This window comes from Microbacterium sp. E-13, from assembly GCF_049912955.1.
GTDB lineage: Bacteria > Actinomycetota > Actinomycetes > Actinomycetales > Microbacteriaceae > Microbacterium.
On sequence record NZ_CP183973.1, the window covers coordinates 2,564,136 to 2,589,404 of the forward strand.

Genomic DNA, 25,269 nt, shown 5'->3' on the forward strand with positions numbered 1-25,269 from the left:
GGGCTCGCAGCAGTCAGTAGCCGCTGAAGGCGTCCGTCGTGATCGAGCGGGCCTTCTCGAGCGCGGGCGCCAGCTCGGCGATGAGGCCGGCGGGCCCGGAGATGTAGGCGTGGCGCGCGGCGATGTCCGGAACCACGCGGACGAGCCCCTCGGCGTCCAGGCGCACGCCCTTCGCCCACTGCCAGTTCGCGGGCAGATCCGCGGGCCGATCGCGGGTGAACACGACGACGTGGACTCCGGATGCCTCGATCTCGTCGCGGTACGCCAGCTCTGAGGCATCCGAGGCCACGTAGACGAGCACCACGTCGCGGTCGAGGCCGGCTGCTCGCATGTGGGCGAGCTGCGACACGAACGGGGTCACGCCGATGCCCGCGGCCACCATGAGGATCGGCGCCGCGGTCCGCTTGGGCAGCAGGAAGTCGCCCCACACGCCGGTGATCGCCAGCTCGTGGCCGGGCTGCACCTCGGCCAGCGCCTTCTTGTACGAGCTCAGCGGCTTGGTGGTCTTGCCCTCCTTGAACGCGACCTTGAGCAGCGGAAGATCCTCGGGAGCCGAGGCGATGCTGAACTCGCGGCGGGTGCCCCGCGCGTCGGGGTGGCGGTGCGGCACCTCGAGCTCGAGGTACTGTCCGGGGGCGAATGCCAGCCTGTCGTGCACGCGAAAGGTCAGCTCCTGCACGCTCGGCGTCGGCTCGCCGCGCGCGACGAGGGTCAGCCGCACCGCGGTGCGCACCGCGAAGGCGAAGGCCACGAGGTTGCCGATGAGGAGCGCGCGCTCCTGCCCGAGGCTGATGTCGCCGATCGGGATCGGCCAGCCCGCCAGCACGCCGACGACGATGGCGACCGTGAACTGCTGCCAGCGGCGGGGTGGGAGCGTGAGCGGCTCCGAGAGCATGAACGCGCCCAGGAAGAGGAACGGCGACGACCAGAGAACCGGCCACAGTAGGTCGAGCGCGTCGATCTCGAGCCCCGCCGTCCGATACTGCGCCGCGGTGCGGAGCACGGCGACCGCGACGGCGACGACGAGGAAGACGGCGATGACGCGCACCTTCTCGGTGCGCACGAGCACCGCGAGCCCCAGCAGGATCACGGGCGCGGCCATCGCCGGCGTTCCCACCCACCACGCCGACGCCCCGAGGTCGGGCCACAGCAGGCTGAGGAGCGTCAGAACGGTGGCGCCGACCGCGGCGGGGTTGAAGATATGGCGGCCACGCCAAGCCAGGAGGTACTTCGACAGCGACGCGACAGCGGCGGCGACCGCGATGCCGAGAAGTCCCACCAGCTCGGACGTCGGGCGCAGCACGAAGAGCAGGATGTGGGCCGTGATGAGTGAGGACTCCAGGCGCCACGGCAGGTGCAGTACGCGTTGAGCTGCGGCATCCACCCCCACGCATACGGCCGAGAGCACGAGGAGCGTCGCGATCAGCTGCAGCGGATCGGGACCCACCAGCTGCGTCCCGGGCGGGAGGACCAGGTCGAGGAGCGACAGGAGCAGTGCGACGACGGCGAGCGCCGCGAGCGCGAGGTACACGAGCCGATACATCGACACGCGCCCGAGCACGGCGAACACGCGGTTCCAGACGGCGGTGAGGCTGCCCATCAGATCACAGCGGCGACGACGAGGGAGGAGGGCACAGTCACCGTTCCAGGCTATGGGTTCGCGGACCCGGCCCGGTCCGCGCGCCGCCGTCCGTCTGCCCGAACAGGTGAGCGCTGCAGCCGGGCGACCACTCGGCCTGGCCGTCGGTGGTCATGCGCACCCACTCGACTCCCCATTCATGGGCGAGGCGCGGGCCGCCGTCGAAGAACAGGGCCGTCGCGACGGCGTCGGCGGTCAGGGCATCGCGTGCGACCGCCCATGTGGCGGCGATCTTCCGTACGGGGTTCCCCGTCCGTGCGTCGAGCACGTGGTGCAGCGTCGCGCCGGTCGCCGAGGTCCACGAACGCCGGTTGACCGCCGAGGCGCAGAGTGCGGCATCCGTCACCTCCCAGACGCCGATCGCGCGACGCGGATCGAACGGATGCTCCAGCCCGATGCGCTGCGGCCGCCCGCGTACCGCGAGGTCGCCGCCGGCATCGACGGTGATGTCCCCGTGCTCGGTGCGCGCGATCACCTCCATCACCCGATCGACGAGGCGCCCTTTGCCGAGAGCGCCGACGTCGATGGTCGCCGGCTCGGTGAGCGTCAGCACGCCGCTCTGCCAGCCCAGGCGGTCACGCCAGTCCGCCGGGGCCGCCATCGGCGAGCGATCCCGCAGCGAGTACTCCGCGTCGTAGCCGAGCGCTTCGAGGGATGCCCCGACCAGAGGATTGACCGCTCCCCCGGTCGCGTCCGACAGCGCTGCCAGCGCCTCGAGCATCGCGCTCGCGTCGGGCGGCGCGGACACCGACCCTCCGTCGCGCGCCAGTGCACTCACCACGGAATCGGCCCGGAAGCGCGACCACACGCGGTCGAAGGCGTCGATCACCGCCCCCACCTCGCCGTGCGCCGACGCCGGAAGAGGCCGCTCGGTCACGACCTCCCAGGTCGTGCCGATGGCGTCGAAGCGCCAGGACGCCGGCGCGAAACCGCCCACGTGCTAGCTCGCAGCCTCGGACTTGATCGCCTGGATCGCCTGGTTGAAGCCGCGGCTGGTGAGGGATGAGCCCGCGACGCGGCTCACCTCGATGTCGTCGATGTCCTTCCCGACGACGACGTCGGCGATCCCGCCGATGAACTGGCCCTGATACTGCTGCGACTCGCGCTTCTGCGGCTTCCCGGTGACGTCGACCGCGGTGACGACGTCGTCCTTGAGCGTGACGGTGACCTCGATCGTCTCCACCGATTCAGGCGTCGCGTAGGACCCCTCCGCCGTGTAGGTGCCGTCGACGTACGACCCGGTGCCGGTCCTGGTGCCGCCGGTCGTCCCCGAATCCGTCGCCTGGGACGAGCCGGTGTCGGCGGTGTCGGGTTCTTCGGCCTCCGAGGCTGTCGGGGCGCAGCCGGCGAGGAGCGCAATGCCCGCGGCGGCGGTGAGGGCGGCGCCTGCCCGGCCGGAACGTGAGGCGAGAGCGGTGCGGATCAAGATGGTCCTCCTGCGGTGGGGCTCGTGTGGGGCCTGAGCGGGACGCGAAGCGTGTCTGCGGAAGATCCTTCCAACCCGTCCTATGAGCGGCCTTTGAGCGAGCCCGCGGATGCCGATGATGCGGACCGCGCGCGCAGCACCGCCTTCAGCGCCTCGACCGCGAGGAAGATCCCGATCGAGACCAGGATCGGGAGGATCCACGATGCGGCAGCGAGTGGCCGCGACTCGAACAGCACGTTCATGAACGGCACGTACGTGTAGATGAGCTGCAGGACGATGAGCGCGAGCGCCGACCACCACACGACGCGGTTGCCGCGCAGCACGTCGATGGTGAGACTCGAACGCGTGAGGAACCGGCAGTTGAAGAGGTAGGCCAGCTGACCGAAAGCGAGCATGAGGACGGCCTCGGTGCGCGCCACGTCGACGTCGGCGCCGGTGGCGACGACCCCGTAGAAGACTCCCATCGCAGCACCGCCGATGAGGAGCGAGACAACGAGGATGAACCCCAGCTCACCGCGGTCGATGATCGGGCCGCCCGACGCGCGCGGCGGCCGCCGCATGATCCCGCGCTCCGCCGGTTCGTACGCGAGGGCGAGCGACAGCGTGACGGCCGTCACCATGTTCACCCAGAGGACCTGCACGCTCGTGAGGGGCAGGGCGAGCCCGAAGAGGACGGCGACGAGGATCACGAGCGACTGCGCGCCGTTCGTGGGCAGCAGGAAGACGATCGACTTCCGCAGATTGTCGTAGATGCGCCGGCCCTCGGCGATCGCGCTGCGGATGGTGGCGAAGTTGTCGTCGGCGAGCACGAACTCGGCCGCCTCCTTCGTCGCCTCGGTGCCCTTGATGCCCATCGCGATGCCGACGTCGGCCCGCGTGAGCGCCGGGGCGTCGTTGACGCCGTCTCCGGTCATCGCGACGACCTCGCCGTGCGACTGAAGCGCCCGGACGATCCTGATCTTGTGCTCGGGACTCGTGCGCGCGTACACGTCGACGTCGCGCACCACCTCCCGCAGCTGCTCCTGGGTGAGCGCCTCGAGCTCGGCCCCGGTCAGGACGGGGGCGTCCGAGCCTGCCAGGCCCATCTCGGCGGCGATGGCCGACGCGGTGCCGGCGTGGTCGCCGGTGATCATCTTCACGCGGATGCCCGCGGTGTGGCAGTCGGCGATCGCGGCCACGGCCTCGGGCCGGGGCGGATCGACGATGCCCCACAGCCCGATGAACTCGAGGTCGATCAGGTCGTCGAGGGCGAACTCGTCCGCCGTCGGCCGCACGGGCTTGCGTGCGGCTGCGAGCACCCGCAGCCCCTGAGCGCTGAGGTGGGCGATCGCGGACTCCCAGCGCTCGAGGTCGAGTGGCTCTGCACCGTCGGCGCCCCGCTGCGTCAGCGAGCGCTCCAGAAGCCGGTCCGGCGCGCCTTTCACGAGGATCGCCCGCGACACCTCACCGGGCGCTCCGCCCGAGCGCGCCGCCTCGTTGAGCGTCGCCATCAGCTTGTTGGCGGAGTCGAACGGGATGACGGCCAACCGGCGTCCGCCCGCGCCGCCGACGCCGCCCTTCATCGCCGCGATCTTGAGCGCTCCCTCGGTCGGCTCGCCCACGAGGCCCCACGCCCCGTCGTCGCCGCGCACGATGTGCGCGTCGTTGCAGAGGGTGGCGATGGCGAGGATCGCCGCGAGGTCGCCGCGGTCGGCGCTGTCCGCGCCCCCGCCGACGCGCCGGATCTCGCCCTCGGGCACGTAACCGAGGCCGGTGACGTCGTACTCCGCGAGCGGGGTGACGATGTGGCGGACCGTCATCTCGTTGCGGGTGAGAGTGCCGGTCTTGTCGGAGCACACCGTCGTCACCGAGCCGAGAGCCTCGACGGCCGGAAGCTTCCGCGTGATCGCGTTGTGCCGCGCCATCTGCTGCACGCCGATCGCAAGCGTGATCGTCACGAGCGCCGGAAGACCCTCCGGGATCGCCGCCACCGCGAACCCGATCGCAGCGGAGACCAGCTCGTCGAACGGCATCCCGTGCAGAAAACGGCCGATCATCATCATGATCGCCGCCATGCCGAGGATCACCACGGTGAGCACACGGCCGAATCCGTCGAGCTGACGGGTGAGCGGGGTCGCGAGGGTCCCAGCCTCGTCGGCGAGGCTCTGGATGCGGCCGATCTCCGTCTCGGAGCCGGTTGCCGTGACGACTCCCCGGCCCTGACCGGCGCTCACGATGGTGCCCGAGAAGGCCATCGACCCGCGATCGCCCACTCCCGCGTCGGTCGCGACGGCATCGATCGTCTTCGACGACGGCACCGATTCACCCGTCAGAGCGGCCTCGTCGATGCGCAGCTGGTACGCCTGCAGCAGACGGAGGTCTGCGGGCACCTTGTCGCCGGGCATGAGCCGCACCACGTCGCCGGGAACGAGGTCGGCGGCGGGCACGGTGACCCAGCCGCCGTCGCGCCGGACGCTGGCATCGGCCGAGAGCATCCCGCGGATCCCGGCGAGCGCCTTCTCGGCGCGGCCCTCCTGGATGTATCCGATCACGGCGTTGATGATGGCGACGACCATGATCACCCAGAAGTCGAGCCAGTCCGCCATGAGGGCCTTGATGACGGCGGCGGCGAGGAGGATGTAGATCAGGGTGTCGTTGAAATGCGCGAGGAACCGCACGAGGCCCGGCCTGCGCGCCGGCTCGGGCAGCCGATTGGGTCCGGCGATCGCGAGCCGCGCCGCGGCATCAGGCGAGCGCAGACCCGCCGCATCGGCGGTCAGGTGTGCGAGGACCTCGTCGGCGGGGAGGGCCCACGGACGCTCGACCGTCAGCCCGGCGTCGGTCGACGGCGCGGGACCCGGTGGCTGCGACATCCCTGCTCCGTTCCTCGGTGACGGGCGCGGAGACTGGTCGCTCCCGGACCGGCGTCAGGCGGCGCCGTCGAACATGCTGGTGACGGAGCCGTCCTCGAACACTTCGTGGATCGCCCGCGCGAGCAGCGGTGCGATAGGCAGAATCGTAAGGCTCGGGAACCGCTTCTCGTCGGGGACGGGGATCGTGTCGGTGACGACCACCTCGTCGATCGCGGGGCTCTGGAGGCGCTGCGCGGCCGGATCGCTGAAGATCGCGTGCGTCGCGGCCACGATGACCTTGACGGCGCCGTTGGCCTTGAGGGCCTCGGCGGCCTTCACGATCGTGCCGCCGGTGTCGATCATGTCGTCGACGAGCAGGCACACCCGGCCGTCGACCGCACCGACGATCTCGTTGACGGTCACCTGGTTCGCGACGTTCGGGTCGCGGCGCTTGTGGATGATGGCCAGCGGCGCGCCCAGGCTGTCGGACCACTGGTCCGCCACCCGCACGCGGCCTGTGTCGGGCGAGACGACGGTGAGCCGCTCGCGGTCGTCGGCGGTCAGCGTCCGCTCGAAGTACTCCAGGAGCACGGGCTTGGCGAAGAGGTGATCGACGGGTCCGTCGAAGAAGCCCTGGATCTGCGCGGCATGCAGGTCGACGCTCATCACGCGGTCGGCGCCGGCGGTCTTGAACAGGTCGGCGACCAGGCGCGCACTGATCGGCTCGCGGCCGCGGCCCTTCTTGTCCTGGCGGGAGTAGGGGAAGTACGGCGCGACGACGGTGATGCGCTTGGCCGACGCGCGCTTGGCCGCGTCGAGCATGATGAGGGTCTCCATCAGCCACTCGTTCACGGGCGGGCCGAAGCTCTGGATGAGGAAGAGGTCGCACCCACGGATCGAGACCTCGAACCGGGTCAGGATCTCGCCGGATGCGAAGGTGCGGTACTCGGTGGGGACGAGCTCGGTGCCCAGTTGAGCTGCGACCGCGGTCGCGAGCTGCGGGTGTGAACTGCCGCGCGCGACGACCAGACGCTTCTTGGTCTTTGCGACAAGCCCTGGGGCGATGTCGTGATCCCGGTCGAGCTCAACGGTCTTCTTCTTGCGCCCCATCGTCCGCCTTCTGTGCGCTGCGGGCCTTGGCGGCGACATCCGCCGCTCCGGTACCCGGTCTGTTCTTCTCGACCCACCCCTCGACGTTGCGCTGAGGGGCGACGCTGAGAGCGAGGGCACCGGCGGGCACATCCTTGCGGATGACCGCCCCGGCCCCGGTCTTCGCGCCGTCTCCGATCCTAACGGGCGCCACGAAGACGTTGTGCGAGCCCGCATGCACCTCGTCGCCGATCTCGGTGCGGTGCTTGGCGAGGTCGTCGTAGTTCGCGGTGATGGCGCCGGCGCCCAGGTTGACGTGCTTGCCGATGGTCGTGTCACCGACGTACGAGAGATGGGGCACCTTGCTGCCCTCGCCGATCGTGGAGTTCTTGGTCTCGACGAACGTGCCGATCTTGCCGTGGTCGCCGAGGTACGTGCCGGGGCGCACGTAGGCGAACGGGCCGACCGTCGCCTTCGCCCCGATCACGGCGAGCGTCGCGTCGGTGCGGGTGACGACGGCATCCTCGCCCACCTCGCAGTCGACCAGGCTGGTGTCGGGGCCGATGGTCGCGCCGCTCGCGATGACGGTGGCGCGCAGGATGTGCGTGTTGGGCAGCACCGTGACGTCGGGAGCCAGTTTCGCGTCCACATCGATCCACGTCGTGGCGGGGTCGAGGATCGTCGCGCCTTCGAGCTGCCACCGGCGCACGGTGCGCGCGTTGAGCACGCGCGCGGCCTCGGCCAGCTGCACCCGGTCGTTCACGCCGAGGGCGGCTGCCGCATCCGGCGCGGCCTCCGCGGCCACAGCCAGTCCGTCGCCGCGCAGGAGCGCGACGACATCGGTGAGGTACTTCTCGCCCTGGGCGTTCGACGTGCCGACGAGCGCGAGCTCGGTGCGCAGCGCCTGCGCCTGGAACACGTAGACCCCCGCATTGATCTCGGAGACGGATGCCTCGTCCGCCGTCGCGTCGTTCTGCTCGACGATGCGCGACACGCTGCCGTCGGCATCCCTGATCACGCGGCCGTAGCCGGTGGCGTCGCTCACCGATGCGCTCAGCACCGTCGCGGCGACCGCGCCGTCGCGGTGGGTGCGCACGAGCGCCGACAGCGTCTCGACCTCCAGCAGCGGCACGTCGCCGCTCAGCACCAGCACGTCGCCGGCGAAATCGTCGAGGGCGCCGAGGGCGACCTCGACGGCGCGGCCGGTGCCGGGGATCTCGTCCTGGTCGACCACGACGACACCCGGTGCGGCCTGGGCGACGGCCTCGGCGACGAGGTCGCGCTGGTGACGCACGACGACGACGACGCGATCCGGTTCGAGGGCGAGGGCCGTCTCTAGCACGTGACCCACGAGGGGGCGGCCGCCAATGCGGTGCAGCACCTTCGGGATCGACGACTTCATGCGGGTTCCCTGGCCGGCGGCGAGGACGACGATGGCCAGAGCGCTGTCGCGGGAGGTCTGGTTCATGCTCCGCCGCCAGGACTCGAACCTGGACCTCACAGCTCCAAAGGCTGTCGTGCTGCCATTACACTACGGCGGACCGCGGCGCTCCGGGGTGCCGGGCGCCGCCCGTCAAGTCTGCCAGACCGCCCACCGGTCGCTGCGCCGGCAATGGGCTGCCGGGCGCGGCATCCGTGTCGGGATAATGGAGGCATGACGGCGCAGAGCGACGAGGTCGACCGCATCGTCGAGGCGTGGACGACGCAGCGCCCCGACCTCGACTTCTCACCTCTGGGGGTGCTGTCCCGCGTCGACCGCCTGTCTCGCCATCTCGACCGCGCGCGGCGCGACGCGTTCCGCCGCAGCGAGCTCGAGCCCTGGGAGTGGGACGTGCTGTCGGCCCTCCGGCGTGCCGGCGAGCCGTTCCAGCTCAGCCCGAAGCAGCTCCTCCAGCAGACGCTCGTCTCGAGCGGCACCATGACCAATCGCATCGACCGGCTCGTCGGCCGCCGGCTGGTGCGGCGCGAGGCCGACCCCGACGACGGCCGCAGCGTGCTGGTGACCCTCACCGACGAAGGCAAGATCAGGGTGGATGCCGCGATCACGCGTCTCGTCGACGCCGAGGCGCTCCTGCTCGAGACGCTGTCGCGAGGCGACCGCGACCGGCTCGCCGGACTGCTGCGGAAACTCAGTCTCGGGTTCGACGCCGCGGACTGATTCGCGGACCGACTTCGCGGCAGCCCGGGCGCTGGACGCCGTCAGCCGAGCTGCTCGGTGAGCTCGAACCAGCGCTCCTCGGCGCCGTCGCGCTCCCTTTCGAGGTCGCCGATGCGCGACATCTCGGCGCCGAGGCCGACGTAGTCCGACTGGTCGTGATCCGCGAGCGCCGCGCGCGCGGCATCGATCTGGCCCTCGAGCTTCTCGAGGCGCCGCTCGAGCGCCGCGACCTCCTTCTGTGCGGCGCGCAGCTCCTGACCCGTCAGCGACGGGCCGGCGGCCGGACCGGCTGCCGGGGCATCCGTCGCCTTCGACGAGGAGGTCCCCTGGGCCCTCTCGCGCTCGCGCAGGCGCAGGTACTCGTCCAGGCCGCCGGGCAGGTGGCGGAGGTGACCGCCGAGGATCGCGTACTGCTGGTCGGTCACGCGCTCGATGAAGTAGCGGTCGTGCGACACGACGAGCAGCGTGCCGGGCCACGAGTCGAGAAGGTCTTCGATCGCCGCGAGCATGTCGGTGTCGAGGTCGTTGGTCGGCTCGTCGAGGATGAGCACGTTGGGCTGCTCCAGCAGGATGAGCAGGAGCTGCAGGCGGCGCTTCTGCCCGCCCGAGAGATCCTTGACCGGCGTCGACAGCTGCGCGCTCTGGAATCCCATGCTCTCCAGCAGCTGACCCGGTGTCAGCTCCTGCGCCTTGCTGCCGCTGCCGAACGTGTAGGTGGTGCGCAGGCGCGAGATGACGACGCGCACCGGGTCGTCGAGATGCTCTTCGAGCTCGTCGAGGCGCTGGGTGAGGGTCGCGACCTTGACCGTCTTGCCGCGTTTGACCCGTCCCGCCGTGGGCTCGACGTCGCCCGAGACCAGACCGAGGAGGGTGGACTTGCCGGCGCCGTTGACGCCGAGGATGCCGGTGCGCTCACCGGGTGCGATGCGCCATTCGACGGGATGCAGCACCTCGCGGCCGTCGTAGGAGACGGCGGCGTCGAGAAGGTCGACCACGTCCTTGCCCAGGCGCGAGACGGCGAGGGAACGAAGCTCGGTGGCGTCGCGGATCTCCGGCACGTCGGCGATGAGGACGTTGGCCGCATCGATGCGGAACTTCGGCTTCGACGTGCGCGCCGGCGCGCCGCGGCGCAGCCACGCGAGCTCCTTGCGTGCGAGGTTCTGCCGGCGCTGCTCGATCACGGCCGCCTGCCGGTCGCGCTCGACGCGCTGCAGGATGTAGGCGGCGTACCCGCCCTCGAAGGGCTCGACGATGCGGTCGTGCACCTCCCAGGTCGTGTTGCACACCTCGTCGAGGAACCACCGGTCGTGCGTGACGACGAGGAGCCCGCCCTGGTTGGCCGGCCACCGCCGCTTGATGTGCTCGGCGAGCCAGGCGATCGCCTCCACGTCGAGGTGGTTCGTCGGCTCGTCGAGGAAGATCACGTCGTGGTCGCCCACGAGGAGCGCGGCGAGCGACACGCGCCGGCGCTGGCCGCCGGAAAGGCCCGCGACCGGGCCGTCCCAGTCGAGTTCGCCGAGGAGGCCTGCGATGACGTCGCGGGTGCGCGGGTCGCCCGCCCACTCGTGGTCGGCACGGTCGCCGACCACCGCCTCCCGGATGGTCAGCGCGTCGTCGAGCGTGTCAGCCTGGTCGAGCACGCCGACGCGCACTCCCCCGCGCACGGTGACGCGTCCACTGTCGGGCTCGAGGCGCCCGGCCAGCATCGCCAGCAGGCTCGACTTGCCGTCGCCGTTGCGGCCGACGACGCCGATGCGGTCGCCCTCGTCGATGCCCAGCGAGACGCGGTCGAAGACGACCTTCGTCGGGAACTCCAGGTGCAGGGCCTCGGCCCCCAGAAGATGTGCCATATCCCTTCAAGGCTAGGCGAGTCGACGACCGTACCCTCCACCGCGAGCTCAAGGTGCTCGCCGAGGCCGGGCTATGCGGCGACGCCTCTTCTCGTCGGCGCCGTGGTCTGGTGATCGCCCCGTTCGAGGACGATCACGGTCGCCAGTGCCGCAATCGAGACGAGGAGGCCGGCGAACGGCAACGAGAGGAACCCGACGATCACGACACCGCCGACCATCCCGGCGACGGCCCCCAGGACGACGGCGAACCTCTTGAGCGTGCGGGAGCGCGACAGGCTTGGGATGAGAATCCAGGCAATGGCGACCGCAGCGAGTGCAACGGCCGCACTCACCAGAAGGATCCAGAGGGAGGTCGGCGGGAAACCATCGGCCGCGTCGAGTTGCTGGTACCACGTCAGGTCCCCCACGCAGGCAGTCATGAGCGCGGCCAGCCCGATCATCGCCGCGCCCCATGGAATCCGATCGACCTTGTGGGACGCCGTCATCGCCGCGACGACAGCGAGGAGGCCGAGTGCGGGTACGACCCCGAAGAGCGCGACGCGCACGAGCGGTGCGTTCTCTTCCGTGAAGGACGCAGCGACGACCACGAGCGCGACTACGGATATCAAAAGAGACAGCATCGCAAGGGCGAAGGGAACGACCCAGCGTGATCGCGTGTAGGTGGCATAAATAGGCGGCATCGCTATTCCGAGAGTTCCTTGGCGGTCAATGTGTCAGGCAACGTGTCGCCCTCCTCGAACGGACCGTGCGTGAAGGCTGCATCATCCGCGCGAGATGTCACGTCGGACGGGGCCGCGTAAACTCCCGCAGAACCACCGGTGACGTAGAACTGCGAGCCGGCCTTACCTTCCAGCATCGACGGAGTGAGGAACAAGAGATACTTCTCCCCCGCATTCAAGATGCGTGCGGGAGTGTCCATCTCAGATGTTCCCATCTGTCGAACGATGATCTGGCTGCCCGCTGTCATCCCGCTTGGGTTCACGCCATTCGGAATTTCTCGAGCTAATCCTGTTGGCGAGAACGTGCTGATGACAGACACCGTCGAGAGCGTATAGGCGGTGTCCTTGTCGCTGGCAGGCTTGAGGACTTCCTGGCTCTTCACCTCGACTACCGCGACGAGCGAACTATCAGCCGCAATTCCCTGCACGGAGTCATAGAGCTCTGACCGAGAGCCATCCATCTGCACAGTTCCTGGAGTGCTGCACGCCACCAGCCCGCCGGCGGCAGAGAGAGCGATCGCGGCCGAGACGACCGATTTGCGAATATTCATGTCGGTTCCTCTCAGTACCTCACGTTGATGCCCTTGACATCGTCTGGCTGCGGTGTAGTGAACCCGGTACACGCCGCACACGAGTACATGACTGCGTATGATCCCGAGTGGTTCAGACCTAGAGCATGACCAAGCTCGTGGAGCCAGACGGTCTTCTTGGCCGCGTACGTCTTGCTATTCATGTAGTACGGGTTGAGAGTCGCGTTCGCATACGTGGTTGCATTGCCGTTGCAACCCCATGTCGTCCAACCGTCGTAGCCGTTGGCACCCTTGTTGTCTGTGTACCCAACGAGCAGTCCGTTGTTGGGCGACATTCCGTTGATATCGGTCGTGGCCGCCCAGCTGTATCCGGCCGCTGTGCCGGAGTTGTAGTAGTCACCGCTCGGTGAGTGATTGAGCCAGGTGACGTTGCTGCCATATGGCCCCCACGAGCACCCCGTCAAGGTGTACGCGGATGCCGCCACGCTGGGTACCGCGACGGCGCCCGCTGCGAGGATGAGCCCTAGCGCCACAGCCACAACCTTCTCTTTCAATCTCGATCTCATATACACCTCTTTTTGCAACTGGCGTTGTCAGACAGACAACGCCTAACCTGGACGCAATTTCAGTGGGTCTTCAGTGCCTGCCACTGAATAGCGGACACCATTTCATCTACCCATGGACAGTTCGCTGGTCCAGCGAACCAGCCTGCGCCTCTGTCGGACAGGCCGGCCCTAGGTCGCTCGTGGGGTCTTGTCGCGCACCTGCCAGAGGATCCCGGCGCCGATCGTGGCGACGACACACGCGACGATCAGTGTCGTGACCGCGGTGGTAACGCTCAACGGCCCGACCACCTGAGGTTGAAAGCCTCCGACGAACAGGTACCACGGCTGTCCCGCCGCGGGGACGAGATTGCGCGGGTCCGCGACGCCGAGAAGCGGAAGGAGGAAGTAGGGCACCGCGAACAGCAGGATCGTGAACGGGCGCTCACGCGTGATGCTCGCGACCAGCAGGCCCACCGCGGCGAACGCCGCGCCGACGAGGATCAGGACCGACGACAGCAGCGCGACGGTCCACCACTCTGGCTGTGGCGCCGCCTCCACGGCAGCTTCGAATCCGCCGAGGGCCGGCCGCCACAGCGGAGCCGCGATGCCCACGACCGCCGCAGTCGCAGCGACGACGACGACGACCACGGCAACCATCGCGGCAAGAGACAGCATCTTGCCGACGACGATGCCGGCCGCCCGGTGCGTCGCCGGCCAGCGGACGATGATCGCACCGCTGCGCAGATCGTGCGTGGCGACATAGACACCGAGGATGTACGCCAGCACCGGCACCAGGATGAACGCGGCCGCGCTGAGAGCCGTGAGGGACGCACCGGTCGGGCTCATCGCCGCCGCAGCGGCCACGTACGCCTCGTAGTCGTACCGCACCGGGTTGTCGATGTTCGACTGCCCGCCGGCGCCCGGCGTGACGTGCACGGGCGCCGCCAGCGCTTCACCGACGGATTGACCGTTCGCCTCATACGTCGAGGCGGTGTTCGCGAACTGCTCTGCCGCCGAACCGGCGTTCATCGCGTCGGCGGCCGCGCTCCCGCCTGCGAAGACCAGTGCGATCCCTACCAGCAGCAGCAGGAGTCGCGAGCTCGCCACCCAGCGCCACTCGCGCACCGTCTCAGCCCACAGATACGGCATACGTCTCCCTCAAACTCCCCGTCCTGGCGTACACGGCGTCCAGCTCCCTGAGGCGTCCGTCCACGAGTCCGCCCACAGACGTCGGCAGCCCTTCGAACGTCTCGAGGTCGTGACCCGTCGCGACGATGATCCGCCCGCCGTCCCGCGTGGCGTGCACGAGCCGCTGGCGCATCAGCGCACGGTGCTGCTGGTCGAGCCCGTTGGAGAACTCGTCCAGCAGCAGCACCCGGGCGTCGCTCGCCAGCGCCGCCGCGAGCATCACGAGCTTGCGCTGACCTGTCGAGAGCCTGCCCGCTCTCACGCCCAGCATCCGGTCTGGCACCATGGCTCTCACTTCCGGATGCCGGTGGCCGGCGGAGTCGTTCAGCTGGTAATCGATGTTGGCCCGCACGCTCCAGCCCCGGTAGAGGCTGCCTTGATCGAGTACGGCGGCGAACCCGGTGCGGGTGGCAGAACCACCCGCACCGGCGACCTCGACGAGGCCCGTATGCCTGGTCAGTCCGAGAAGACAACGGAACAGGGTGGTCTTCCCCGCTCCGTTCTCGCCGAGCAGCATGTAGAAGCTGCCCCACGGGAGCTCCAGCGAGACGTCGTCGAGGATGACGAGGCCGCGAGATGCCTTGCCGAGCCCGTGGACACGGAGCCCGCCGCTGACGGTCTTCGTCAGTTGTTCCACGAAGCCGTCCAGCCATTGCCGCGCATCACCTGAGTCGTGGCGTATGACGTCATGCTGTAGACGTTGACGTTGCCCCACGGCGTAGGAACGCCCGCGCCCACGCGATAGCCACCGCGCCACTTGTGGTACCAGCCGCCGTTGGCGATCCGCGACGTGCCGAGCTTGGTGACGTTGTTCGGGAACACCCAGCCGCAGTCCTGGTAGCCCGAGCTCCAGGTCACCTGCGTGGTGTTCGAGCCGAAGTCCACGTGCTCGTTGGCCCACATCACCCACGAGCCCCGGTACAGGCTCGTGCGTGATGACCACGATGTCGCCGCGAGGGTGACGGAGGAGTCCGCCGTCTTCGCCGCCGGCGCGGCGGATCCCTTCGCCGGGCCCGTGGTCGCGCCGACCGTCGCGGGCGCCTGCGGGGCCTCCCATGCTGCGATGCCCTGCTTCTGCTCGGCCGTGAGGTCGTCGTACCCCGGCTTGTCGTTCTTCGGCGCGGCGTACGCCCCGCCGGCCGAGAAGACGAGTGCCGCCGCCACGGCGATGGCGCTGGCGACGGTTCCCAGTTTCAGTACTCTCATCGAGCTCTCCTGCTCTCAACGCTCGCTCGTAGCGAAGTCGGGCTCGCCGAGGGCACCTTCGCTACAAGACGAATCTTGGTCAATGTGTCAAAGACACAATCATATCTTTGACATCGACGCAAATCGAAGGGGCGAGAGTCAGTACCAGATGCTGAGGCGCGGGGCGGTGTGCCACGACAGCACACGCGTCGCCGTGGCGACCGCGTCGAAGCGGTCGACGGAGACGGCGGCCCCCGATGACGGCTCGTCGACGGTCACGCGCCCCGCCGCGGCCAGGGTCTCCAGCGCTACGCCGCCGAGGTAGGTCGCCGACAGCTCGGTGATTCCGAGGGCGAGGGTCACCGCGCTGACGGTCTCGCCGTCGCCGAGGACGCGCACTCGACCGGCCCCCGAGTCGTCCACCTCGAGGAGGTAGCGTCCGCCGGTGAGCTCCAGGGGATCGGACACGTCGAGCACGAGTCGGCCCGCCGCTCCGAAGCGGCGGCTCTCGAGCGCTGCCACCACGTCGAGGATGCGTACGTACTGGTGGTCGCGGACGGTCACCTTGGCCGCCCGCTGGTCGGCGATCATCCACAGGAGCGGCTCGTCCACCGACAGCTCGGACGCGTGCACCTCCGCCACGAGATCCAGCTCGAGGAGGAACCGCCACAGCCCCGCGTACGCGTCGTCGGTCTCAGCGACGAGATAGTGGACGGTGACGGTGCCCTTGGTGAAGTCGTTATGTCTCTCGCGCACCGTGTACACCGCCGCGCCACGCACCTCTCCGCGGGCGTCGGAGTACTGGACGGCGCGTCTGTCGGTAGCCTTCTCGGCCGTCGGGTTGGTTCCGGCGAAGCCGTCCCAGTGGCCTCCCGGCACCGTGATCTCCCCGGCCCGGCGGTGCCGCACACGCTCGTGGAGGACGGGCAGCAGCTCCCGCACCCGCTCGCGCGGCACGAAGTCGAGGCGCCCTTCCGCGCGGGGACCGATCCAGGCGGCGCGCCTGGTCTCGATCTCCCACGACGCTCCGGCGGCCGCGGAGGCGAACCCGTAGCGCCCGTACAGCGGCGACTCGCTCACGGTGAGCATCGCGACCGGGACTCCCGCGGCGTGAGCCGCGCGCAGCTCGCCCTCGAGCATGGCCCGGGCGACGCCCCGGCGACGGTGCGTGGGCGCCACGGTGACGGCCGAGATCGCACACGAGGGGACCGCGGCGCCTCCCGGCACCGTGAGCTCGCTCAGCCAGGAGGCGATCGTCGCGACAGGCGCGTCGGCCACCGGCCCGGCGGCGTCGTAGACGCCCGTGAGCCGGCGGTAGCCGCTGCGCTCCCGGGAGGCGGCGACCTGCTCGTCGGTGCGCTCCCCGTCCTGGAAGCCGCGCGCCACGGACTGCAGCCAGCCCGCATAGTCGTCGCCGTCCGTCGCCACACGCCGGTAGTCGAGGCCGTTCACGGCGAGCCGGGCACGCGACTGCTCGTCGACGGGACCCGCACGGAAGGCGGCGCGGTCCGTCTCATCAGCGGTCCGCGAGGAATCGATCGTCGTCATGCGTTCTTCCTTTCCCGGGCCTCGAGGGCGGGCTCGGATGGGATGGGGCACGCGCTAGGTCATGACACGGGCGCCCGCGACGGGCCCGTGCACGTGGAGCGCTTCGTAGCCTGCCGCCGACAGCGTGATCTGCAGTTCGAGCGCCGACTCGGGGTCGACGGCCAGGAAGGCCAGCGTAGGACCCGACCCCGACACCAGGCCCGCGAGAGCGCCGGATTCCTCGCCGAGCTCCAGCGCCTCGCGCAGCTGCGGCCTCAGCGACAGGGCGGCGACCTGCAGGTCGTTGCGAGTGTGTTCGGCGAGAGCGATGGGATCGCCTGCGCGCAGCGCCTGCAGAACCGCGGGGGCGACCGCGGGCACGCGCACGCCGGCCCTGATGTCGGGTCGCGCCCGGAGCTCGTCGAGGTGCGTGTACACCTCGGGTGTCGACAGTCCGGCATCGGACGGCACCACCACCCAGTCGAACCGTCCCTTCGCGAGGGCGGGGCTCAGCTGGTCGCCGCGACCGGTCCCCACCGCCGTCCCGCCCATGAGGGCGAACGGCACGTCCGCACCCAGCCGCGCGGCCAGCTTGTGCAGCTCGGCGGTGCCGAGCTCGGCTCCCCACAACGTGTCGCAGGCGACGAGGGCGGCCGCGGCATCCGCTGATCCCCCGCCCATGCCGCCGGCCACGGGCACGTGCTTGACGATGTCGAGGTGCACACCGCCCTTGTGCCCGATGTGCTGCGCCACGAGCCGCGCCGCGCGCACGGCGAGGTTGCGGTCATCGGCGGGCACGCCCGACACGTCGACGGTGCCCGAGACGGCCACGGTGAAGTCGTCGGAGGGCGAAGCCCACACATCCTCGTACAGCGACACCGCCTGATACGCCGACGCGACCTCGTGGTAGCCGTCGTCCTGCACGCCACCGACCTCGAAGAAGAGGTTGAGCTTGCCGGGGGCCCGCACGCGGACGCCCTCGGCGGCCATGGCCTGGCTCACCGGTTCGCCGATTCCGCCCAGAGATCCACGTCCATGCCGTCCGAGAGCGCGTCGAGGCGCTCCTCCTCCTCCACCGTGAAGGCCGGGCCGTCGAGCGCCTCGAGGTTCTCATCGAGCTGCGCGGGTCGCGACGCACCGATGAGGGCGGACGCGACCACGGGGTCGCGCAGCACCCACTGGATGGCCATCTGCGCGAGCGTCTGCCCGCGCTCCTTCGCGATCACGTCCAGCGATCGCAGGGTCGAGAGCCCTTTGTCGCTGAGAGGACCGCTGGGCAGTGAGGCGCGCTGCTGGGCACGGTCGGCGTCGCCGCCGTCCAGGTACTTGTCGGTGAGGAGGCCCTGGGCGAGCGGCGTGAAGGCGATCGCCCCCATGCCCTCCTGCTTCAGCACGCCCGTCAGTCCGTCCTCGACCCAGCGATTGAGGATCGAGTACGAGGGCTGGTGGATCACCAGCGGCGTGCCGAGCGAACGGGCGACGGATGCCGCGACCGCGGTGCGCTCCGCGCTGTACGACGAGATCCCGACGTAGAGGGCCTTGCCCTGCCGCACCAGCGTGTCGAGGGCACCCACTGTCTCCTCGATCGGGACGTCGGGATCGACGCGATGCGAGTAGAAGATGTCGACGTAGTCGATGCTCATGCGCTTCAGCGACTGCTCGGCGCTCGCGAGGATGTACTTGCGCGACCCGCCGTCGCCGTACGGACCGTGCCACATGTCGTAGCCGGCCTTGGACGAGATGATGAGTTCGTCGCGGTAGGGGGCGAGATCCTCGCGCATCATGCGGCCGAAGTTCGTCTCCGCCGTGCCGTAGGGCGGGCCGTAGTTGTTCGCCAGGTCGAAGTGCGTGATGCCGCGGTCGAACGCGTGACGCAGCAGTGCACGCTGATCATCGAACGGGATGTTGTCGCCGAAGTTCCACCACAGCCCGAGCGACACGGGCGGGAGGGTGAGTCCGGACGTGCCGACACGGCGATACGAAGAACCGATGTAGCGGTCGGCGGCGGCGGTGTAGGGACGGTGGAGGTCTCCTCCACGGGACAGGTAGCGCGCGTCTTCGGTCACCGGTCCAGGCTAGCGACGTCGGCGACCCCGCGCAGGGGGTTGCGGAAGGGCACACCGGCGGCCCCTGTGTCAAGGCCCTCCCTCCGAAACCTCTTCGTAACGGACTCTCCTTATGGTGGCGGCACCAGGCGTGAGCCCGCCCATCGGACCGCGCCGCCCTGACCGAGAAGGAGGACCGCATGACCGTGCTGTCTGCGCTGCCCCGTGCCACCGATCCATCGACCGCGCTCATGGAGCGTGCCGACGTGGTCGTGGACCGCGGCATCCTTCATCTCCTCCACGACGACCTCGCGCCCCACGAGGCTCGCGAGGCCGACCTTCTCCTGATCGCGGCCGTGCTCGAGGAGGCGGGCGTCGAGACCCTCCTCATCCGTCATGACCTCGCGGTCCCCGCCCTCGTGGTCGACCTGCGCCAGCGCGTCGCCGCCCAGGAGGCGCTCGCCGCCGCGTGCAGCCGGCACCCCCTGTACGTGAAGGCGAAGGGCTGGGCGCCGACGCTGGCGTGGGATGCGCCGGCGGTGGCCGATGGCCCCGCCGTCCTGCGCGTGTACCGCCCCCGGCTCACCCGGTCGGGCGGTCTCCGCTACGGCGCGCCCTGGGGCGTGCACGTCGAGTTCTGGCGCTTCGGGGAGGAGACCGTCGAAGCGCCGCGCGACAACGCGCTGACGCGCCGTCGCACCGCGGCCGACGACATCTCGTACACGACCGTGGAGCGCCACGGGCGCACGTGGCGGACGATCGCCGGCATGTTCGATCCGCATCCGCTCGAGGTCGTGGACGACATCGACATCGTCTTCTCGTGGGTCGACGGGTCGTCGAGCGAGTTCCGCCGGCAGCGCGCCGCGCAGATGGCCGAGTACGTCGTCGGCGAGGGCGACGACGGCCCGGCACGCTACCGCCACGTCGACGAGCTGCGGTACGCGCTGCGCAGCGTCCACATGTACGCCCCCTGGGTGCGGCGGATCTTCATCGCCACCGACTCCCCCGCCCCCGCGTGGCTGCTCGACCACCCGAAGGTCACGGTCGTGCGCAGCGACGAGTTCTTCGCCGACCCCTCGGTGCTGCCCACGCACAACTCCCACGCCGTCGAAGCTCAGCTCCACCGCATCCCCGGGCTGGCCGAGCACTTCCTCTACTCCAACGACGACATGTTCTTCGGCCGCCCCGTCGCGCCGGAGATGTTCTTCACGCCCGGCGGCGTCACGAAGTTCGTCGAGTGCGAGGTGCGCATCGGCGCCGGCGAGCCGGCCCCGCACCGCAGCGGCCACGACAACGGCCTGCGCGTCAACCGCGCCCTGCTGAAGGAGCGGTTCGGCCGTACCATCGTCCGCGACCTCGAGCACTGCGCGGCGCCGCTGCGCCGGAGTGTCATGGCGGAGCTCGAGGGAGCCTTCCCCGAGGACTTCGCCAGGACCGCGGCCTCGCGCTTCCGCTCTGCCACCGACATCTCGGTGACGAACAGCCTGTACCACTACTACGCGCTGCTCACCGGGCGTGCCATCGCGACGCGCGCCCCGCGGGTGCGTTACGTGCAGACGACGGTCGCCTCGGGGCTGCGCCGCATGGAGCGGCTCTCCGAGCGCGCCGACGCCGACATGTTCTGCCTCAACGACGGCGGCGAGGTGGAGGTGCCGGAGGAGATCCGCGTGCGCGCGATCCGCGACGCGCTGGAGCGCATGTTCCCCGTGCGCGCGCCGTGGGAGCGCGATGAGCTCAGCGCAGCACGGGAATCGGCTCGGTCGGCGCATCCCTCCGCGCGGCGATGAAGGGGGCCACGCCCGCCGACCGCAGGCGGCGGGCCGCCTCCTCAGCGTCGATGTGCTCGAGCGTCCGTGGCGCGGCCACCGGCACGACCGAGTGCACGACGGTGTCGTCGTACACGTGGACGATGTTGAAGGCCTGCGCGCCGTCCTGAGGGCGCGTGCCGCCGACGGGGACCGTGAGATCCTGGGCGTAGCAGGTCGACGACGCGACCGACACCGGGATTCCTGCGAACGTCGCGAAGGTCGAGTAGTGGAGGTGGCCGGCGACGATCGCGCGGACGTCGGTGCCGCGCAGCACCGCCGCCAGGCGGCTCTGATCGCGAAGCTCGACGCTGGCTGCGAGCGGCAGCACGCTCGGCACCGGCGGGTGGTGCATGGCCAGGATCGTGCCGAGCGGGGCCGGAGTGGCCAGCACGTCCGCGAGCCAGGCGAGCTGCTCGTCGCGCACCTCGCCGTGGTGGTGGCCGGGCACGCTGGTGTCGAGAGTGATGACGCGCAGCCCGTCGAGCTCGTCGACACGGTCCACGGGGCGGAGATCCGCGGCCTCGTCCAGCAGACCGGCGCGGAACGCTCCTCGCTCGTCGTGGTTGCCCATCACCCACAGCACCTTCGCGCCCAGGCGCTCGGCGAACGGCTCGACCATGGCGCGCAGCTCGGTGTACGCGGCCGGCTCGCCGAGGTCGACCAGGTCGCCGGTGAAGACGACCGCGTCGGGGCGGATGCCGCTGGCCTCGATGGCGCCGATGGCCTCGGCCAGGTGGGCGGCCCCGTCGACGGTGTCGAAGAGGCGCTGGGTCGTGGCGGCGCGCAGGTGCGTGTCGCTCAGGTGCAGCAGGATGCGTTCGGGGGCCGGGTATTCGGCGGTGCGCATGTCGGGTCACTCCGCGCCCGTCGGGTGGCGATCTGCCGGTGGAACCGGACGACGGACCCTCGGAATGTTACCGGTATGTTTCGAGAGGATCCCGACGACGCGGTGAACATCCGCTGAATTTCAGCTTTGGAAGGTCCTTCCCGATGCCTCGGCGATGCGCACGTAGTCGTCGATCGAGAGGTCCTCGCCACGGGCCGTGGGGGCCACTCCGGCACTCTCGAGAACAGCGGATGCCGCGGCCGACGATCCGCCGAGAACCTGCGACAGCGCCTGCCGGAGCATCTTGCGCCGCTGCTGGAAGGCGGCGTCGACGATCGTGAACGTCCGCACCCGGAGCGCCTCGTCGCCGCGGGGCCGGGCGGCCCGGTGGAAGCCCACGAGCACGCTGTCGACGTTCGGCACCGGCCAGAACACCTGGCGGGAGACGGTGCCGGCCAGTCGCCACGGGCCGTACCAGGCCGCCTTGACGCTGGGGGCTCCGTACACCTTGGATCCCGGTGGCGCCGCCAGCCGCTCGCCCACCTCGGCCTGCACCATCACCACCCCGCGCTCGAGCGCCGGGAAGTGCTCCAGGAAGTGCAGCAGCACGGGCACGCTGACGTTGTACGGCAGGTTGGCCACCAGCACCGCCGGGTCGCCGGGCAGCTCGGTGACCCGGAGGGCGTCGGCGTCCACGACGGTGAGAGCGCCGTCTGCGACGCCGTGCGCGGTCGCGGTGGCGGGAAGGCGCTCGGCGAGGCGATGATCGATCTCGACGGCGGTGACGGACGCCCCCGCTTCGAGGATCGCCAGGGTGAGCGAACCGAGCCCGGGCCCGACCTCCACGACCCGGTCGCCCGCAGTCACCTCGGCGACGTGCACGATCTTGCGCACGGTGTTCGCGTCGACCACGAAGTTCTGCCCGAGCTTCTTGGTCGGCGTCACGTCCAGGTCGGCGGCGAGCGCGCGGATCTCGGCCGCACCGAGGAGTGTCACGGGCATGCGCCCCACTGTACCGACCGGCGGTACAGCCGCCTGCCCGCGCGCCCCCCTGCCGCTGCCGCAGGGCGGCGGCTAGCGTGACGGCATGAGCTCGACCGGATCCATCCCCGCAGATGCGTTCTCCCTCCGCAGTCCGTACGGGCGGCGGGCGATCGGCCTGTCGGTCGCCGCAGCCGTGGGAGGCTTCCTCTTCGGTTTCGACTCGTCCGTCATCAACGGCGCGGTCGAGTCGATCTCGAAGGATTTCGCCCTGAATGACGTCATCACGGGATTCGTCGTCGCGATCGCCCTCCTCGGGTGCGCGGTCGGCGCGATCATCGCCGGCAACCTGTCGGACCGGTGGGGGCGGCTGCGCGTCATGTTCATCGGCGCCATCATGTTCTTCGCCAGCTCCATCGGGGCGGGCCTCGCCTTCTCTGCGTGGGACCTGGCGCTCTGGCGGGTCATCGGCGGCCTGGGCATCGGCATCGCGTCGGTCGTTGCGCCCGCCTACATCGCCGAGATCGCGCCTCGCCAGATCCGGGGCGGCCTGGCGTCGCTGCAGCAGCTCGCGATCACCATCGGCATCTTCGCGGCGCTCCTGTCCGACGCGCTGCTGGCAGGCGCGGCAGGCAGCGCCGACGATGTGCTGTGGTTCGGTCTCGAGGCATGGCGATGGATGTTCCTCGTCGGCGTGATCCCCTCGGCGGTCTACGGCATCCTGTCGTTCACCGTTCCCGAGTCGCCCCGCTATCTCCTCTCCCAGGGCCGCGCCGAGGAAGCGCGGGCGATCTTCGCCCGGCTCATCCCCCCGGCCGACCTCGATCAGACGATCCGCGAGCTGCAGAAGGCGATCGAGACCGACCGCAAGAACGCCGGCGTCTCGCTCCGGGGGCCGGTGCTCGGGCTGCAGCGGATCGTCTGGGTCGGCATCATCCTGTCGGTGTTCCAGCAGTTCGTCGGCATCAACGTGATCTTCTACTACTCGACGAGCCTGTGGCAGTCGGTCGGCTTCGACGAGAGCGACTCGTTCACCATCAGCGTGGTCACCTCGATCACGAACGTGCTCGTGACCCTCATCGCGATCTTCCTCGTGGACCGCGTCGGCCGGAAGCCGATCCTGCTCACCGGCTCGGTCATGATGACCCTGTCGCTCGGGCTCATGGCGATCTCGTTCCTGTTCTCGGAGACGGATGCCGAGGGCGCGGTCGTGCTGCCGGCGCCGTGGGGCCCGATCGCCCTCATCGCCGCGAATGTGTTCGTCGTGGGGTTCGGTGCGTCGTGGGGGCCGCTGGTCTGGGTGCTGCTGGGCGAGATCTTCCCGAGCCGCATCCGCGGCAAGGCGCTGGGCGTCGCCGCCGGCGCCCAGTGGGTCGCCAACTTCCTCATCACGATCTCGTTCCCGGCGATGTCGTCGTGGTCGCTGCCCCTCACGTACGGCATGTACGCCCTGTTCGCCGCCCTGTCGTTCGTCTACGTGGCGTGGCGCGTGCCCGAGACGAAGGGCATGGACATCGAGCAGACCGAGACGCTCTTCCTGCGCCGGGGAGCGGCCGCGACGCGCTGAGCGGCCACCACCGCGCGCTCGTAGGATGACGGGATGCCCTCTCTCGGCGACTTGATCGCGCCACGTCGCCTGGGCACGGATTTCCGCTGGCTGCTCGCCTCGTCGTGGACCAGCAATCTCGGCGACGGCATCGCGCTCGCGGCCGCCCCGCTGCTCATCGCCTCGCTCACCTCGTCAGCCATCCTCGTCGCGGCCGGGGCCATGATGCAGTTCCTGCCGTGGCTGATGTTCGGGCTCCTCGCCGGGGCCGTCGCCGATCACCACGACCGCCGCCGGCTGGTGATGCTCGCCAACGGCATCCGGGCGGTCGTCGTGCTCGTGCTTGTCGGCTTCCTCGTCACAGGGCAGGGGAACGTCTGGCTCGTGCTGGCCACCTCCTTCCTGTACGGCACCGCCGAGGTCTTCGCCGATTCCGCGGGCAGCACGCTGCTGCCGATGCTCGTGAAGCCGGCGGACCTCGGCATCGGCAACGCCCGCATGCAGGCGGGCTACCTCGTCGCCAACCAGCTCGCCGGCCCGCCGCTCGGCGCATTCCTGTTCGCACTGGGCTCGTTCTGGCCGTTCCTGCTGCAGGTCCTGTGCGTGTCGCTGGCCGTGCTCCTCATCTCGCGCATCGCGCGAACGCCGGTGCCCCAGCATCCTGCCTCCCCCGGAACCAAGGTGCACGCGATCCGCGAGGGCCTGCGCTGGCTGCGTCACAACGCGCCGGTCCGGACGCTCGTTGTCATCATCCTGGTCTTCAACGTCACCTGGGCGGCTCCGTGGGGAGTGCTCGTGCTCTACGCCACCGAGCACCTCGGCATGGGTCCCGTCGGCTACGGCGCGCTGACGACGGCGTCGGCGATCGGCGGCATGATCGCGATCTTCACCTTCGGATGGCTCGAGAAGCACGTCTCGTTCGCGACGCTCATGCGCGTCTGCCTGTCGCTGGAGGTGGTCATGCACCTCTCGTTCGCCCTGACGACCTCTCCGGTCGTCGCGTTCGTCATCATGTTCGGCTTCGGGCTGTACGCCTTCGTCTGGGGCACCATCTCGACCACCGTGCGCCAGCGACTCGTGCCGATGGAGCTGCAGGGCCGCATCGCCTCCGTGAACATGGTCGGCGTGTTCGGCGGCCTGGTCATCGGTCAGTTCATCGGCGGCGTGCTCGCCCAGCTGTACGGGCTCACCGCACCGTGGTGGTTCGCCTTCGCCGGGTCGGCCCTGACGCTGGCACTGGTGTGGCGCTCCATCTCGCACATCGCCGCCGCCAAGCCGGTGCGGGAGTCAGGGTCGGAGGACGACGTCGCCGAGCCGGGCGAGGGCGGCCTGCCGCTCATCGACTGAGCGGGCGCCCGCCGCCGGTCCGCCGCGCG

General features: G+C 70.0%; 22 protein-coding genes and 1 tRNA gene. 4 read left to right on the forward strand and 19 right to left on the reverse strand.

Features of this window, described 5'->3' with window-relative positions; genetic code table 11:
- Positions 1-13: 13 nt before the first annotated feature.
- From ACN9MP_RS11830 to ACN9MP_RS11860, 7 genes are all read right to left on the reverse strand, one after another.
- The gene (locus tag ACN9MP_RS11830) at positions 14-1,600 is read right to left on the reverse strand and encodes an FAD-dependent oxidoreductase (protein WP_426320403.1); all 1,587 of its coding nucleotides are present in this window, start codon (positions 1,598-1,600) and stop codon (positions 14-16) included.
- Positions 1,601-1,637: 37 nt separating this feature from the next.
- Positions 1,638-2,576, reverse strand: coding sequence for an FAD:protein FMN transferase (locus ACN9MP_RS11835; protein WP_426320405.1), 939 nt, complete (start codon positions 2,574-2,576; stop codon positions 1,638-1,640).
- Between the two features lie 3 nt (positions 2,577-2,579).
- Complete coding sequence (locus tag ACN9MP_RS11840) at positions 2,580-3,065, reverse strand: FMN-binding protein (RefSeq protein ID WP_426320407.1); 486 nt, start codon at positions 3,063-3,065, stop codon at positions 2,580-2,582.
- A gap of 80 nt (positions 3,066-3,145) precedes the next feature.
- Positions 3,146-5,917, reverse strand: coding sequence for a cation-translocating P-type ATPase (locus ACN9MP_RS11845; protein ID WP_426320409.1), 2,772 nt, complete (start codon positions 5,915-5,917; stop codon positions 3,146-3,148).
- A 54-nt stretch (positions 5,918-5,971) separates the two neighbouring features.
- Positions 5,972-7,006: a ribose-phosphate diphosphokinase gene (locus tag ACN9MP_RS11850; protein ID WP_426320411.1), complete on the reverse strand. Its 1,035-nt coding sequence runs from the start codon at positions 7,004-7,006 to the stop codon at positions 5,972-5,974.
- On the reverse strand, positions 6,981-8,453 hold the full coding sequence (gene glmU / locus ACN9MP_RS11855) for a bifunctional UDP-N-acetylglucosamine diphosphorylase/glucosamine-1-phosphate N-acetyltransferase GlmU (RefSeq protein ID WP_426320412.1): 1,473 nt from the start codon (positions 8,451-8,453) through the stop codon (positions 6,981-6,983). Before glmU ends, ACN9MP_RS11850 begins: the two co-directional genes overlap by 26 nt.
- A 1-nt stretch (position 8,454) precedes the next feature.
- Positions 8,455-8,526: transfer RNA gene (locus ACN9MP_RS11860), tRNA-Gln, on the reverse strand.
- Positions 8,527-8,639: 113 nt separating this feature from the next.
- On the opposite strand from ACN9MP_RS11860, the gene ACN9MP_RS11865 reads away from it, so the two are divergent.
- Positions 8,640-9,143, forward strand: a complete 504-nt coding sequence (locus ACN9MP_RS11865) for a MarR family winged helix-turn-helix transcriptional regulator (RefSeq protein ID WP_426320414.1) — start codon at positions 8,640-8,642, stop codon at positions 9,141-9,143.
- Between the two features lie 41 nt (positions 9,144-9,184).
- On the opposite strand, the gene ACN9MP_RS11870 is transcribed toward ACN9MP_RS11865, so the two are convergent.
- From ACN9MP_RS11870 to ACN9MP_RS11915, 10 genes are all read right to left on the reverse strand, one after another.
- Entirely contained in the window at positions 9,185-10,993 is a 1,809-nt protein-coding gene (locus ACN9MP_RS11870; protein ID WP_426320416.1) for an ABC-F family ATP-binding cassette domain-containing protein, read from the reverse strand.
- A 71-nt stretch (positions 10,994-11,064) separates the two neighbouring features.
- Positions 11,065-11,673 (reverse strand): hypothetical protein, encoded by a 609-nt coding sequence (locus ACN9MP_RS11875; RefSeq protein WP_426320418.1) that lies wholly within the window; start codon positions 11,671-11,673, stop codon positions 11,065-11,067.
- Between the two features lie 2 nt (positions 11,674-11,675).
- On the reverse strand, positions 11,676-12,263 hold the full coding sequence (locus ACN9MP_RS11880) for a hypothetical protein (protein WP_426320420.1): 588 nt from the start codon (positions 12,261-12,263) through the stop codon (positions 11,676-11,678).
- 11 nt (positions 12,264-12,274) lie between these two features.
- Positions 12,275-12,808 carry a matrixin family metalloprotease gene (locus ACN9MP_RS11885; RefSeq protein WP_426320422.1) on the reverse strand — a complete coding sequence of 178 codons (534 nt, stop codon included), beginning with the start codon at positions 12,806-12,808 and terminating at the stop codon, positions 12,275-12,277.
- Positions 12,809-12,976: 168 nt separating this feature from the next.
- Entirely contained in the window at positions 12,977-13,936 is a 960-nt protein-coding gene (locus ACN9MP_RS11890; RefSeq protein ID WP_426320424.1) for an ABC transporter permease subunit, read from the reverse strand.
- Complete coding sequence (locus tag ACN9MP_RS11895; protein WP_426320425.1) at positions 13,917-14,612, reverse strand: ATP-binding cassette domain-containing protein; 696 nt, start codon at positions 14,610-14,612, stop codon at positions 13,917-13,919. The genes ACN9MP_RS11890 and ACN9MP_RS11895 overlap by 20 nt, the downstream gene beginning before the upstream one ends.
- Complete coding sequence (locus tag ACN9MP_RS11900; RefSeq protein ID WP_426320427.1) at positions 14,600-15,181, reverse strand: hypothetical protein; 582 nt, start codon at positions 15,179-15,181, stop codon at positions 14,600-14,602. The genes ACN9MP_RS11895 and ACN9MP_RS11900 overlap by 13 nt, the downstream gene beginning before the upstream one ends.
- Positions 15,182-15,319: 138 nt before the next feature.
- Positions 15,320-16,708 carry a GNAT family N-acetyltransferase gene (locus tag ACN9MP_RS11905; protein ID WP_426320429.1) on the reverse strand — a complete coding sequence of 463 codons (1,389 nt, stop codon included), beginning with the start codon at positions 16,706-16,708 and terminating at the stop codon, positions 15,320-15,322.
- Positions 16,709-16,762: 54 nt separating this feature from the next.
- On the reverse strand, positions 16,763-17,689 hold the full coding sequence (locus tag ACN9MP_RS11910) for a 4-(cytidine 5'-diphospho)-2-C-methyl-D-erythritol kinase (protein WP_426320431.1): 927 nt from the start codon (positions 17,687-17,689) through the stop codon (positions 16,763-16,765).
- Positions 17,686-18,753, reverse strand: coding sequence for an aldo/keto reductase (locus ACN9MP_RS11915; protein WP_426320433.1), 1,068 nt, complete (start codon positions 18,751-18,753; stop codon positions 17,686-17,688). The genes ACN9MP_RS11910 and ACN9MP_RS11915 overlap by 4 nt, the downstream gene beginning before the upstream one ends.
- Positions 18,754-18,932: 179 nt before the next feature.
- Here ACN9MP_RS11915 and ACN9MP_RS11920 point away from each other — a divergent pair, with 179 nt between their 5' ends.
- Positions 18,933-20,519 (forward strand): stealth conserved region 3 domain-containing protein, encoded by a 1,587-nt coding sequence (locus ACN9MP_RS11920; protein WP_426320434.1) that lies wholly within the window; start codon positions 18,933-18,935, stop codon positions 20,517-20,519.
- Here the strand turns inward: ACN9MP_RS11920 and ACN9MP_RS11925 are convergent.
- Together ACN9MP_RS11925 and rsmA are read right to left on the reverse strand one after the other, a co-directional pair.
- Positions 20,467-21,387 carry a phosphodiesterase gene (locus tag ACN9MP_RS11925; protein ID WP_426320435.1) on the reverse strand — a complete coding sequence of 307 codons (921 nt, stop codon included), beginning with the start codon at positions 21,385-21,387 and terminating at the stop codon, positions 20,467-20,469. The two genes, ACN9MP_RS11920 and ACN9MP_RS11925, sit on opposite strands and share 53 nt — an antisense overlap.
- 120 nt (positions 21,388-21,507) lie before the next feature.
- On the reverse strand, positions 21,508-22,368 hold the full coding sequence (rsmA, locus tag ACN9MP_RS11930) for a 16S rRNA (adenine(1518)-N(6)/adenine(1519)-N(6))-dimethyltransferase RsmA (RefSeq protein WP_426320437.1): 861 nt from the start codon (positions 22,366-22,368) through the stop codon (positions 21,508-21,510).
- An 85-nt stretch (positions 22,369-22,453) separates the two neighbouring features.
- On the opposite strand from rsmA, the gene ACN9MP_RS11935 reads away from it, so the two are divergent.
- The gene (locus ACN9MP_RS11935) at positions 22,454-23,914 is read left to right on the forward strand and encodes a sugar porter family MFS transporter (RefSeq protein ID WP_426320439.1); all 1,461 of its coding nucleotides are present in this window, start codon (positions 22,454-22,456) and stop codon (positions 23,912-23,914) included.
- Positions 23,915-23,947: 33 nt separating this feature from the next.
- Entirely contained in the window at positions 23,948-25,240 is a 1,293-nt protein-coding gene (locus tag ACN9MP_RS11940) for an MFS transporter (RefSeq protein WP_426320441.1), read from the forward strand.
- Positions 25,241-25,269 lie beyond the last annotated feature (29 nt).

Bases quoted from the DNA above. Each gene is read 5' to 3' on its own strand.
- ACN9MP_RS11920 (WP_426320434.1), top strand. From the start codon at position 18,933: ATGACCGTGCTGTCTGCGCTGCCCCGTGCCACCGATCCATCGACCGCG.
- ACN9MP_RS11900 (WP_426320427.1), bottom strand. From the start codon at position 15,181: ATGAGAGTACTGAAACTGGGAACCGTCGCCAGCGCCATCGCCGTGGCG.
- ACN9MP_RS11880 (WP_426320420.1), bottom strand. From the start codon at position 12,263: ATGAATATTCGCAAATCGGTCGTCTCGGCCGCGATCGCTCTCTCTGCC.
- ACN9MP_RS11890 (WP_426320424.1), bottom strand. From the start codon at position 13,936: ATGCCGTATCTGTGGGCTGAGACGGTGCGCGAGTGGCGCTGGGTGGCG.
- ACN9MP_RS11925 (WP_426320435.1), bottom strand. From the start codon at position 21,387: ATGCGCACCGCCGAATACCCGGCCCCCGAACGCATCCTGCTGCACCTG.
- ACN9MP_RS11845 (WP_426320409.1), bottom strand. From the start codon at position 5,917: ATGTCGCAGCCACCGGGTCCCGCGCCGTCGACCGACGCCGGGCTGACG.
- ACN9MP_RS11870 (WP_426320416.1), bottom strand. From the start codon at position 10,993: ATGGCACATCTTCTGGGGGCCGAGGCCCTGCACCTGGAGTTCCCGACG.
- ACN9MP_RS11885 (WP_426320422.1), bottom strand. From the start codon at position 12,808: ATGAGATCGAGATTGAAAGAGAAGGTTGTGGCTGTGGCGCTAGGGCTC.
- ACN9MP_RS11850 (WP_426320411.1), bottom strand. From the start codon at position 7,006: ATGGGGCGCAAGAAGAAGACCGTTGAGCTCGACCGGGATCACGACATC.
- ACN9MP_RS11865 (WP_426320414.1), top strand. From the start codon at position 8,640: ATGACGGCGCAGAGCGACGAGGTCGACCGCATCGTCGAGGCGTGGACG.
- ACN9MP_RS11830 (WP_426320403.1), bottom strand. From the start codon at position 1,600: ATGGGCAGCCTCACCGCCGTCTGGAACCGCGTGTTCGCCGTGCTCGGG.
- ACN9MP_RS11905 (WP_426320429.1), bottom strand. From the start codon at position 16,708: ATGACGACGATCGATTCCTCGCGGACCGCTGATGAGACGGACCGCGCC.
- ACN9MP_RS11935 (WP_426320439.1), top strand. From the start codon at position 22,454: ATGAGCTCGACCGGATCCATCCCCGCAGATGCGTTCTCCCTCCGCAGT.
- ACN9MP_RS11940 (WP_426320441.1), top strand. From the start codon at position 23,948: ATGCCCTCTCTCGGCGACTTGATCGCGCCACGTCGCCTGGGCACGGAT.
- ACN9MP_RS11875 (WP_426320418.1), bottom strand. From the start codon at position 11,673: ATGCCGCCTATTTATGCCACCTACACGCGATCACGCTGGGTCGTTCCC.
- glmU (WP_426320412.1), bottom strand. From the start codon at position 8,453: ATGAACCAGACCTCCCGCGACAGCGCTCTGGCCATCGTCGTCCTCGCC.
- rsmA (WP_426320437.1), bottom strand. From the start codon at position 22,368: ATGCCCGTGACACTCCTCGGTGCGGCCGAGATCCGCGCGCTCGCCGCC.